This is a genomic window from Arthrobacter sp. R4, assembly GCF_051365025.1.
In the GTDB taxonomy this organism is placed as follows: Bacteria; Actinomycetota; Actinomycetes; order Actinomycetales; family Micrococcaceae; genus Arthrobacter.
In genome coordinates this window covers 247,715-258,373 of sequence record NZ_JBLWIJ010000017.1, presented here as the reverse complement: position 1 = coordinate 258,373, position 10,659 = coordinate 247,715, and the positions used below count along the sequence as shown (strand labels likewise).

General features: G+C 66.9%; 11 protein-coding genes, 1 pseudogene and 1 riboswitch. Of the genes and pseudogenes, 4 read left to right on the top strand and 8 right to left on the bottom strand.

Features of this window, described 5'->3' with window-relative positions:
- The 3 genes and pseudogenes from ACLKOZ_RS12770 to hemE form a co-directional block, all read right to left on the bottom strand.
- Positions 1-579 (bottom strand): annotated as a pseudogene (locus tag ACLKOZ_RS12770) (hypothetical protein); the annotation flags it as partial.
- Positions 580-682: 103 nt separating this feature from the next.
- Positions 683-2,185 (bottom strand): protoporphyrinogen oxidase, encoded by a 1,503-nt coding sequence (hemG, locus tag ACLKOZ_RS12765; protein WP_436475487.1) that lies wholly within the window; start codon positions 2,183-2,185, stop codon positions 683-685.
- A 4-nt stretch (positions 2,186-2,189) separates the two neighbouring features.
- Positions 2,190-3,308: a uroporphyrinogen decarboxylase gene (gene hemE, locus ACLKOZ_RS12760; RefSeq protein WP_436475485.1), complete on the bottom strand. Its 1,119-nt coding sequence runs from the start codon at positions 3,306-3,308 to the stop codon at positions 2,190-2,192.
- Between the two features lie 159 nt (positions 3,309-3,467).
- On the opposite strand from hemE, the gene ACLKOZ_RS12755 reads away from it, so the two are divergent.
- Entirely contained in the window at positions 3,468-4,781 is a 1,314-nt protein-coding gene (locus ACLKOZ_RS12755; RefSeq protein WP_337345714.1) for a glutamyl-tRNA reductase, read from the top strand.
- A 70-nt stretch (positions 4,782-4,851) separates the two neighbouring features.
- On the opposite strand, the gene moeB is transcribed toward ACLKOZ_RS12755, so the two are convergent.
- A complete protein-coding gene (gene moeB, locus ACLKOZ_RS12750) occupies positions 4,852-6,051 on the bottom strand; it encodes a molybdopterin-synthase adenylyltransferase MoeB (protein WP_337345713.1) in 1,200 nt (399 codons plus the stop codon).
- A gap of 84 nt (positions 6,052-6,135) precedes the next feature.
- Here moeB and ACLKOZ_RS12745 point away from each other — a divergent pair, with 84 nt between their 5' ends.
- Genes ACLKOZ_RS12745 through ACLKOZ_RS12735 form a run of 3 tightly spaced genes read left to right on the top strand, consistent with a single transcriptional unit; the run spans position 6,136 to position 7,430 of the window.
- A complete protein-coding gene (locus tag ACLKOZ_RS12745; RefSeq protein WP_337345929.1) occupies positions 6,136-6,801 on the top strand; it encodes a TetR/AcrR family transcriptional regulator in 666 nt (221 codons plus the stop codon).
- Between the two features lie 50 nt (positions 6,802-6,851).
- Positions 6,852-7,076, top strand: coding sequence for a DUF3107 domain-containing protein (locus ACLKOZ_RS12740; RefSeq protein ID WP_066292882.1), 225 nt, complete (start codon positions 6,852-6,854; stop codon positions 7,074-7,076).
- 51 nt (positions 7,077-7,127) lie between these two features.
- Positions 7,128-7,430 carry a hypothetical protein gene (locus tag ACLKOZ_RS12735; protein WP_337350933.1) on the top strand — a complete coding sequence of 101 codons (303 nt, stop codon included), beginning with the start codon at positions 7,128-7,130 and terminating at the stop codon, positions 7,428-7,430.
- 6 nt (positions 7,431-7,436) lie between these two features.
- On the opposite strand, the gene ACLKOZ_RS12730 is transcribed toward ACLKOZ_RS12735, so the two are convergent.
- The 4 genes from ACLKOZ_RS12730 to thiO form a co-directional block, all read right to left on the bottom strand.
- Entirely contained in the window at positions 7,437-8,102 is a 666-nt protein-coding gene (locus tag ACLKOZ_RS12730) for a 4a-hydroxytetrahydrobiopterin dehydratase (protein WP_436475482.1), read from the bottom strand.
- 61 nt (positions 8,103-8,163) lie between these two features.
- On the bottom strand, positions 8,164-8,973 hold the full coding sequence (locus tag ACLKOZ_RS12725; protein WP_337345710.1) for a thiazole synthase: 810 nt from the start codon (positions 8,971-8,973) through the stop codon (positions 8,164-8,166).
- Between the two features lie 3 nt (positions 8,974-8,976).
- A complete protein-coding gene (gene thiS, locus ACLKOZ_RS12720) occupies positions 8,977-9,213 on the bottom strand; it encodes a sulfur carrier protein ThiS (protein WP_436475479.1) in 237 nt (78 codons plus the stop codon).
- Positions 9,210-10,535: a glycine oxidase ThiO gene (gene thiO, locus ACLKOZ_RS12715; protein WP_436475477.1), complete on the bottom strand. Its 1,326-nt coding sequence runs from the start codon at positions 10,533-10,535 to the stop codon at positions 9,210-9,212. Before thiO ends, thiS begins: the two co-directional genes overlap by 4 nt.
- Positions 10,528-10,646: riboswitch (TPP riboswitch) on the bottom strand. It overlaps the preceding gene by 8 nt.
- Positions 10,647-10,659: the final 13 nt, after the last annotated feature.

Sequence of the window (10,659 nt, the reverse complement as noted above, 5' to 3'; positions counted from 1 at the left end):
CGGCGACGGTGTTCCAGACGGTGTTCCAGACGGTGTTCCATCGGGCCCAACGGCCGGCTGGCCGGCGGCTGGTGCCTCCGCCCCTTCGGCTCCGCCCGCGTCTGCAGCGGTGTCCCCGGACGGCGCGGTCCCTGCCGCCGGCAGCCCGTCCCCAGGCTGCTGGAGCGGCGTGGCCGTGCCGGCGGGCAGGGGTGGAGTGGCGGTCGCCGGTGTCGCGGACCCGGCAGCCGCCGCGCCCGTGGCGGGGGCCGGAGCCGGGGAGTTCGGGACTGTCGATGTCGGAACAGGAGTTGTCGACGGGGTGACCGTGGTTGTCTCGGGGACCGGCGTGGGCTGCGGGGCGGTAGGGGCCGCATCACCGAGCAGGCCCTGCAGCAGCCCGCCGATCGCGGGTAGCTGTGTGCTCCCCGTGATCTGCACGTCGGGTTCGCCGGAGCCGGAACCTCCGTCCGCCTGCGACGCGGGAACGCCCGCCGAGAGGACCAGTACCGCACCGATCGCGGCAGCGGCGCTGCCACGTCGGACTCCCCCATGGATACCGGTCCGGGAACGTGAAATTTCGGACCTGTAATTCACCATAGTGCTCAACCCTAGCCACGCTGGCGGGGGATGTGAAAGTCGGACATAGCCTGTGGCGGGCATGGATAAGCAGCTGATATCCGGAGCTGAACTGGGGCGATACTCAGCTCAGCAGGCTGCGGATCTGCTCCTTGGTGTCTGCCACCACAGCGGCCAGCCCGTTGCCTGCCACCCAGCCTCCTACGATGCCAAGTCCCTCCTGGCGGGCACAGATGGTCCTGATGGCCGCCACGCGTGCCTTGTGGCCGACGGCGGCGAATGGCAGCGCCCCCTGCCACCGCACGACGTCCCAGCCAATAAGGTCTTCCTGCCGGATCGGGACACCGAGCAAGGCCGAGGCATCACGTAGGGACGAGGCAAGAAGGTCATTGTCGGTTGCCGGACCGCCCGTGCCGGAGGCCGAGCCGTCAATCCGGCCATAGGAGAGCCGGAGAACATGTGTTCCGGGGCCGGCAGCGGCGGCCAGCCAGTCCCATTTCGCGGTTGCATGCGTCAGTGCTTTGGCTTCAATGCCGGCGGTCTGCGGTGCAACGAGGATGCCTGTCCCCCGGGGCCGGCGGTCCAGTTCGGGGACGTCCACCACAAGCGTGGCAAGCCTGACGTCGGGACCGCCGGCAGGCCCTTTCCCCGCCAGGTCCGGGACCGCAGCCTGCAGCAGCCCGACGGCGGCCGGACCGTCGAGCGCCACGACGAGGAGGCCGGCGTCGTAAGCGGTCTCAGCCGCGGTGACGCGCCAGCCGTCCGACGTCCGGATGGCCCGTTCCGCGCGGGCACCATCCACCAGCGCCACGCCGCGGGCCCGCAGGTCCGACACGAGGGTGGCAACCAGAGTGTGCATGCCGCCCTCCAAGCCTGCGACGGCGGATCCGGCCTTGGCGGCTTGGGTTGGCACGGTGGTTTGTGCTGTTGTTGGCCCCGCCCCCGGTCCAGACGGCATGGGGCCGCGCCGCTGCGCCGAGACCGCGGCTGCGAGTGAACCGTGCCTGCGGAGCCCTGCGCGCAGTCCTGGCGCCACCATGTCAACGTCCAGCAGTCCAGGATCGGCGGAATGCACCCCTCCGACCACAGGGGCGACCAGCCGGTCAAGGACGCGGCGGCCCATGCGGGCACGCACGAGCGAGGAGACGCTCGTTACCTCAGCCGTTGTCCCGATGGAGGCGGGCAGGATCCTGTCCAGCGAGGCCCGCAGGGAACCCAGCAGGCCCAGGGAGCGCCGGACCTCGGGGTCCCATGGATTGGCCGGGATGCCCAGGACACCCGTCTTGGGCAATTCCCGGGGGCCGTCGGGCAACTGCACCCACGCGCCACCAGGTTGCGGGGTGACGATTCTTCCGGCCAGCCCCAACTCGGTCGCGAGGTCGGCCACTGCGGTGGAACGGGTAGCAAAGGACTCGGCGCCGCTATCCAGCACCAGGCCCGCAACTGTGTGGCTTCCCACGCAGCCACCCCAGCGGTCGGTGGCTTCCAGGACAGTGACCCGACGGCCCGCCGCGGCGAGTTCCCGAGCGGCCAGGAGGCCGGATATCCCTCCGCCCACCACCAGGGCCGCCGGGGACACCCCGGCCTGCGCGTCGGGCTGCTGTCGGGAATCCGGTTCCGTGCCCAAGGGACTACTCCGGGGAAATGGAATGAATGAGCTCAACAACCCGGGTCAGGACGGCGGGATCGGTCTCCGGAGGCACCCCATGGCCAAGGTTGAGGACGTGGCCGGGCGCAGCTGAGCCGGCTTGGATGACTTCGCGCACGTGTGCCTCCAGCACCTCCCAGGGGGCGGAAAGGAGGGCGGGATCGATATTTCCCTGCAGCGGTACCGTGCCGCCGAGCCTGCGGTTCGCCTCATCGAGCGGAAGGCGGTAGTCGACGCCCACCACGTCCACGCCGACATCGCGCATGGCCACCAACAGTTCCGAGGTGCCGGTCCCGAAGTGGATCAGCGGGGCACCCAGGTGGCGGACGTGGTCCAGTGCCCGGGCAGAGGCGGGCGCGACGTATTTCGTGTAGTCCGCCAGGCCCAGGGACCCGGCCCACGAATCAAAGAGCTGTCCCGCGGAGGCGCCGGCCTCAAGCTGGGCGCGCAGGAACATTCCTGAGGCGTCGGCGGCCCAGTTGGCCAGCGCGCTCCAGGTCCCAGGATCGGCGTGCATCATGGTGCGCGGGCCGAGGTGGTCGCGTGAGGGTTTGCCTTCCACCATGTAGGCGGCGAGGGTGAACGGCGCGCCGGCGAAGCCGATCAGGGGGGTTTTGCCCAGTTCGGCGACCGTCAGGCGGACCGCTTCACGGATGGGCTCCAGGGCTTCCCAGGTCAGCTGCGGCAGGGCCGCAACGTCTTCAGCAGTACGGACCGGCTTGTCCAGCACCGGACCCACGCCGGGCACAATGTCCACGCCGACGCCGGCAAGCTTCAGCGGAATCACAATGTCCGAAAAGAAAATTGCGGCATCGACGTCGTGCCGGCGCACCGGCTGCAGTGTGATCTCGGATGCAAGCTCGGGCCGGAGGCACGAGTCAAGCATGGCCACGCCTTCACGGACCTTCAGGTACTCCGGCAGTGACCTGCCAGCCTGCCGCATGAACCACACTGGCCTGCGTGACGGCTTGCCGCCGCGGTAAGCGGTGATGAGCGGGGAATCTGCGGTGCGGCCGTCCCTGAGTGGGTGGCCGGCAGCGAGGGCGCTGTCATGGGACAGGGCACTAGGCACGGCATTGGACACAGCGGAACTGGAAGTCATGCCATCGATTGTCCCCCAAAATCGGCCCCAAAAGATAACGACAGACTGTCACCCACAGCGGCCCCGCCGGCTCCGTGGCGGGAATCACGGCCCCGCGCCGTCCGCACACGCATCCCGGGTTGTTCTACCGCGGCACGAAAAAGCTATGATTGATCTGCTGTGGTTCTTTTTTCATTGGTGGCTACACACGCCGACATCGACCTTGAGACCGTTGCTCAGTTGAGCAACGGTGCTTCCGGGATCGCCACATCCGCACTCTCCGGATCGCCGGCAGTGACGGGTGCGGTGGTGCTTGCCACCTGCAACCGCTACGAAATCTACGGTGAAGCGCCCCACGCAGATGACGTGGAGGCCGCCCGTGCGGCCCTGGTGTCCCAGATCAGCGACCTCAGCGGCCTCAACGAACAGCTCGTTTCCCGCTCCTTCAGCACCCGGACCGGCCCCGAAGTCACCCAACACCTTTTCGCCGTCAGCGCCGGGCTGGACTCAGCCGTGGTAGGCGAGCGCGAAATCGCAGGGCAGGTCCGCCGCGCCCTGATCACCGCCCAGCATGAGGGCACCGCCAGCCCGGGCCTCGTCCGGCTGTTCCAGGCCGCATCCAAGACGGCCAAGGACGTAGGTGCGCAGACCGCCCTCGGCTCCCGGGGCCTGTCCATCGTCTCGGTGGCATTGGACCTGGCCACGGACCTATCCGAAAACCCGGACTGGTCAGCCAAGAAGGTTGTGGTGTTCGGTACGGGGGCCTACGCCGGCGCCACCATGGCGCTCCTCCGCGAGCGGGGCTGCACCGACATCTCGGTGTTCTCCTCGTCCGGCCGGGCCGAAGGCTTTGTGGCCACCCGCGGCGGGACGGCACTGGACAGTGAATCGTTGCCCGCAGCCGTTGCGGCGGCCGACGTCATGATCGGCTGCAGCGGCTCGGACACCCGCGTCGAGGCAGACGAACTGGCCCAGGTCCGCGCCGGATCACCGCAGCCGCTGATCGCCATCGACCTCGCCCTCACCCATGATTTTGACCCGGAAGTAGGCGGGCTCGACGGCGTCGAATTGCTGACGCTGGAATCCGTGCGCCTGGCTGCGCCCCAGGAACAGGCCGAGTCCCTCACCCAGGCCAGCGGCATTGTCTCAGGCGCGGCCAAGGCGTTCGAGCAGGAACGGGAGGCCCGCTCGGTGGATAGCGCCATCGTGGCATTGCGCAGGCACACCATGAACGTCCTGGACGCCGAGATGGAGAAGGTCCGTGCCCGCCACGGCTGCACCGCGGCGGCGGAGGAAGTAGAGTTCGCGCTCCGCAGGATGGTCAAGCAGTTGCTGCACGTCCCCACCGTCCGCGCCCGCGAACTGGCGGCCAACGGCCAGCAGGACGACTACGTGACTGCGCTCGAAACCCTCTACGGCATCACCGTGGAGCAGCCTGCCGCGGCAGCTCAGGTCGAATGCCCGGTGGACCACAAGGGGTTGGAAAGCGCCTGACCCGGCGTTGCCCTATCACTTTTAGCTCTTAAACCACCGGTTTGGCGACCAAAAGTGATAGCGCAACGGGCTAGTAGACGGGCTTCTGCGGCTCCACGTCGCGCACCCACGCCAGGATTCCGCCGTCGAGATGGCTGACCCGCTGGTAACCGGCCTTCCGGGCCGCTTCCAGGACATTAGCCGAACGCGCACCCGACTTGCAGTGGAATACGATCTCCTTGTCCTGCGGCAGCTCAACCCAGGCCTCACCGGCGAGGATCCTGCCCTGCGGGATCAATACGGAGCCGTCGATGCTGACGATGTCGTGTTCGCCGGTTTCCCGGACGTCCACCAGGTCGAAATCCTTCAGGCCCGCCTTACGGGACGCCAGCATGGTGGCCAACTGGGTCGCCGTAATGCTGTGCTCGTTGTCCGCTGAGGCGGCTGGCGTGATGCCGCAGAAGGCCTCATAATCCGTCAGTTCCGTAATGGGTTCCGCAGCAGGGTCCTTGGAGACACGGATCTCGCGCCAGCTTCCGCCCAGCGCATCGAACAGTGCCACGCGGCCCAGGAGTGAACGCCCGACGCCGGTAATCAGCTTCACTGCCTCGGTGACCATGAGCGAGCCGACGGCGGCGCAGAGCATGCCGAACACGCCACCCTCGCCGCACGACGGCACGGACCCCGCCGGTGGCGCCTCCGGGTATAGATCGCGGTAGGTGGGTCCGTGCTTTTCCCAGAACACGCTCACCTGGCCGTCGAAGCGGAAGATCGATCCCCACACGTAGGGTTTGCCCAGGATGGCCGCGGCGTCGTTCACCAGGTAGCGGGTGGCAAAGTTATCCGCCCCGTCGAGGATCAGGTCATACTCCGCGAACAGCTCCAGCGCGTTGGAGGAGTCCAGCCGGACGTTGTGCAGGCGGACGTCCACCAGCGGGTTCAGTGCCGCGATCGCATCGCGGGCAGATTCAATCTTGGGCCGTCCCACATCGGCCACGCCGTGGATCACCTGGCGCTGCAGGTTGCTGAGGTCAACGTCGTCGTCGTCGATGATCCCCAGGGTCCCCACGCCGGCCGCCGCGAGATAGAGAAGCGCCGGCGAACCCAGCCCCCCGGCCCCGATGACAAGCACTTTCGCGTTCTTTAGCCGCCGCTGTCCGAGGGCACCGATCTCGGGAATGATGAGGTGCCGTGAATAGCGCTCCACCTCGGCGGGGGTCAAATCACCCGCGGGCTCCACCAGCGGTTCAAGCGAAATAGAGGAAACATTTGCGGTGAATGTCGAAGCCATACTTCAATGTATGCCCCGAGATACCGCGAGGTCATATTACCCCGCAGTAAAGTGGAGGTAACTGCAATGGAAAGTAGGGCAACTGTGGTCCACGAAGCACGGGCTGACCGGGCGTCCGTCGGCGAACCGCCGGCACCTCAACGCACCGCGGGCCAGCGGTCCGCCCGACTTCCCCGGGATGAACGCCGGGCACAGCTCCTCACAGCGGCCCAGGAAGTCTTTGTCGCCAACGGCTACCACGGCGCCGCCATGGATGAAATCGCCGAAACAGCCCATGTGAGCAAACCCGTGCTGTACCAGCACTTTCCCTCCAAACGCGAGTTGTACCTGGCCCTGTTGGACAGCCATCTCAGCTCGCTGACGGACCTGATGCTCGGGGCCCTCAGCTCCACGGTTGACAATAAGGAACGCGTCCAGGCCGTGATGCGCGCCTATTACCGGTTCATTGCCAGCGACGACCAGGCCCACCGCCTGGTTTTCGAGTCGGACCTCATCAACGATCCCGACGTCAGCTCCCGCCTTGAGACCTTCAACAAAACATTCGCCGACGCCGTCGCCCGGGTTATTGCCGAGGACACCAAGCTGCCCCATCTGGAAGCACAGCTCCTGGGGCGGGGCCTGGCGGGGATGGCCCAGGTCAGCGCCCGGTACTGGCTGGAAACCGACGGCAACCTTGACCTCGATGTGGCCAGCGACCTCATCTACCGTTTAGCTTGGCGCGGAATCTCTCGCTTCCCCAAAGAGACCTAGACTACAAATAAGAGAACCCAAGAAACTTTGATTGGCTGGGAGGCCCCCTTTTGGAAATTAAGATTGGCATTCAGAACATTGGCCGCGAAATCGTGCTGGAATCGGCGCAGGACGCCGACTCCGTGGCTACGGTCGTTGAAGAAGCCATCACCAAGGGCACCGAACTCCGCCTGAAGGACGACAAAGGACGTATTATCATCGTTCCCGGAAACGCCCTGGGCTACGTCGAAATCGGCGCGGAAGAAGCCCGCAAGGTCGGCTTCGGGCAGTTCTAGCAGCCGACCCACCGCCTAAAACGGCGAATACCCCCGCTTTGAGGAGATTCGATGCTTTCGCTGACGATTGTTGTACTGGTAACCGTGGCCGCAGGCTTTATTGTCTGGGCCAATGACAAACGGCACGCCAAGTACGGCATGGGGCTGCCCGCGGGGGTTGCCGCGGCGGTCGGCGCGCTGAGCTGGATCATCTTCATTGCCGCAGGCTTCGGCTACCAGCCGGGCCTGACCTGGATTCCGTGGGTGCTGCCCATGGTGCTGGGGTCAGCGGCCGCGGTGGGTGCTGCGGTGTACCTCGGACGCACCAGGTCGCACTACGACACCTTGCGGCTGACCGCGGCGCTCAAGCTCTAGCCAGGCTCAACCCGCCGGCTGACGTCCTGCCTCCGTGCACAGGCAGAGCCGGTTTCCCTGTGAATCCGTGACCACCACCCAGTCGGGTGCGTGGTCACGGTTCATTAATGCTCCGGTAGCCACAGTCTTCTCCAGGACGGCACCCGACTCCGCGCGGCTTCGATGGATGTCCAGGTGCATCCTGCTGCTGTTGGGGGTGGGCGTCTCCTGGAACCACACCGACGGGCCGCGTCCGTGAGGATCCACCAGGTCCGTGCCGGGGCCCTTTTTGTATCCCAGTGCGACGCGCCACACCTCGGAGATTTCAGTGGCGTCCGTCGTGTCGATCCCCACCTCAACGGTCCGGTGCAGTCCCGGTTCCGCTGTTGCTCCGGCGTCTGCTGCGGCAGCACTCGCCGCACCAGCCGCCCTCACATCCCGGGAAGTCACCACGCCGCCAGCGTCATGGGAGGTGTACCGCAGGAACACACGGTTGTACCGCCAGTCCAGGTCCGGGTGGTGGTTTTGTTCTTCGGCGAGGCGTCCGACGTCGGCTATCAGCCGCAAGGCCGCGGCCGCCGTCGGCGTTTTAAACACAGTCACGAACCCGCCGAGGCGGTACCGCCAGTCCGGGAGGCCAGCCAGCGCTTCATCGATGGCTGACCTGCTGAGTGTGTCTTCAGTGCCCGCCACGGCTGGCTCCTCGGGTTGATCCTTGAGGGCACGCCCGGTGGCCGGCCGCGGCGGAATCGGGTCAGAGGAACTCTGCCCGGCCTTCCATGGCTGAGGATGCCAGGGCGTGCTCACGGCGCGGTATCCGCCCGGCCGCTTTCGCCAGCCTACCGGCGATCACAGCGTGTTTGAAGGCCTCCCCCATGAGTGCCGGGTTCTGGGCGCGTGTGACAGCGGTAGCCAGCAGGACGGCGTCGCAACCCAGTTCCATGGCAAGGGCAGCGTCCGAGGCAGTCCCTATGCCGGCGTCCAGCACCACGGGCACCGACGCACGGGACACGATGAGTTCGATGTTGTGCGGGTTGAGGATGCCCAGCCCGGTGCCGATGGGCGATCCCAGTGGCATGACCGCCGTCGCGCCGAGGTTTTCGAGCCGCAGGGCCAGGACGGGGTCGTCGTTGGTGTAGGCGAACACCTTGAAGCCCCGGTTGACGAGCTGTTCAGTCGCGTCCACGAGCTCAACGGCGTCCGGCAGGAGGGTCTGTTCGTCGGCGATGACCTCAAGCTTGACCCAGTCTGTTTCCAGCGCCTCGCGGGCCAGTTCAGCCGTCATCACGGCATCCCGCGCAGTGAAGCAGCCGGCAGTGTTGGGCAGGACCCGGATGCCATGGTCCAGCAGGAGCTGGAAAAGGGAGCCGGTTTCGGCTGGCGAGTATCGCCGCATGGCGACGGTGGTCAGCTCCGTCCCGGAGGCCAGCAGGGCCGCGCCCAGCCCATCAAGGCTTGGCGCGCCGCCGGTGCCCATGATCAGGCGGGAGCCGAGCTCGACGCCGTCGATCACGAGCGCGTCCGGGTGCCCGGTCGGGTTAACGGTATTGATGGTTTCGGTCATGGTTCAGCCTCCCTGGACTGCTGTGACCAGTTCGACGTCGTCACCTTCGGCGAGTGCCGTGACGTACCACTGGCTGCGGGGTACTACTTCGGAGTTGTGTGCCACTGCCACACCCAGTTTTTGCCCGTCGGTGGCCTGCCCATTCGCAGCAAGTGGACGGCCGGTGACCTGGCTGACCAGGGTGGTAATTGACGCGCCGTCGGACACGCTGTGCTGCAAACCGTTGAGGGTGATGTTCATGCTGTTTCCTTGGTGGGTTGGAGGATGGCGGCGCGGCGTGTGGAGAATCTGGCCGGACTGAACGGGAGCCAGCGCGGGTCTGTGCGTCCATCCATGAGGTCCCGGCAGATGGCGGCGGCTGCAGGGGTCAACAGCACACCGTGGCGGAAAAAACCGGTCGCCACGATCAGGCCATCCACCGGTCCGTGGTTCCCTGGGAGGTGGACGCGGCCCAGCAATGGAGCGTTATCCGGCGTAGCAGGACGCGCCCGGGCTGTACTTTCCAGCAGTTCCAGCTCGGCGACCGCCGGCACCAGGACCTGGGCATCGCGAAGCAGCTGGTAGACGCCGCCTGCCGAGACGCCGCCAGCCGACGTTCCTGTGCCGTCCTGGCGGCGCTCCGGACTGGATGCTGCCAACGCGTCCTCGCGCTGGGTGGCACCGATGACCACAGTGCCGTCACGCCTTGGAACGATGTAGACGGGAACACCGTGGACCAGTCCGCGGACAGTAGCGGTGACCAGAGGACGGAGATGCTCAGGGACGCGCAGCCGGAGAATGTCGCCGTGCACGGGGCGCAGCGGCAGCTGGAGTCCATCGGGCAGCCCGCCCAACGACGCCGCTCCGAGCCCGTTGGCCACGATGGTTTCCCTGGCGGTCACCGATCCCCCACCGGCCAGCCGGACACCTGCGACCCGGCCGTCTTTCCAGGCCAGCGACGACGCACGGTCGGCAACGGCGAATCCGTGTTCGGCTCCTGCGACCGCGGATCCTGAATCCTCCCTGTGGCTGGCCAAAGCCTCCCGCAGGCACGCCACCAGCTTCCGCGGATCCACCTGGTGGTCAGCGGGAATGTCCAGGGCGCAGGAGATCGCGGGGCTCAGGAGGGCTTCGCGGCTGCGGGCCTCGCGCACCGTCAGTGGTTCAACGTCCAGCCCGTGGGCCCGCTGGACTGATCGGAGGTTCATCAGCGCACGGCGGTCGGCCGCGTCCGCGCCGATGGCCAGCGTGGGGGTGGGCAGGTACCCTGCATCGCCGGGAACGTCCCGGGCCAGGTCCGCCGCGAAGGCCGGCCACAGCCGGGACGATTCAAGCATCAGCTCCAGGAGTTCTTCCTCCTGGTAGTGCAACTCACTTACCGGGGCGAGCATGCCTGCCGCAGCCCAGGAGGCGCCGGAACCGGGGGCATCATCGATGACCACCACAGAACGGCCCGAGCGCCTGGCTTCCCAGGCTATGCCGTGCCCGATCACACCCCCGCCGATAACGGCGACGTCGGCGGAGAGGTCGGCGAGAGCGTCATTGGGGGCGCCGGCCGAGGGACTGCCGGTTGGCGGGATCATGTGGTTCCTTCCCTACGCCGGTACTAGCCGGATCAGGTCAAGCGGTCGGCTCTGACGCCCTCTCAGCCCGGCGCTTTATGACAGCTGCCGCGGGCTCCCGCAGTACCTGCCCAGTTTAGAGGAA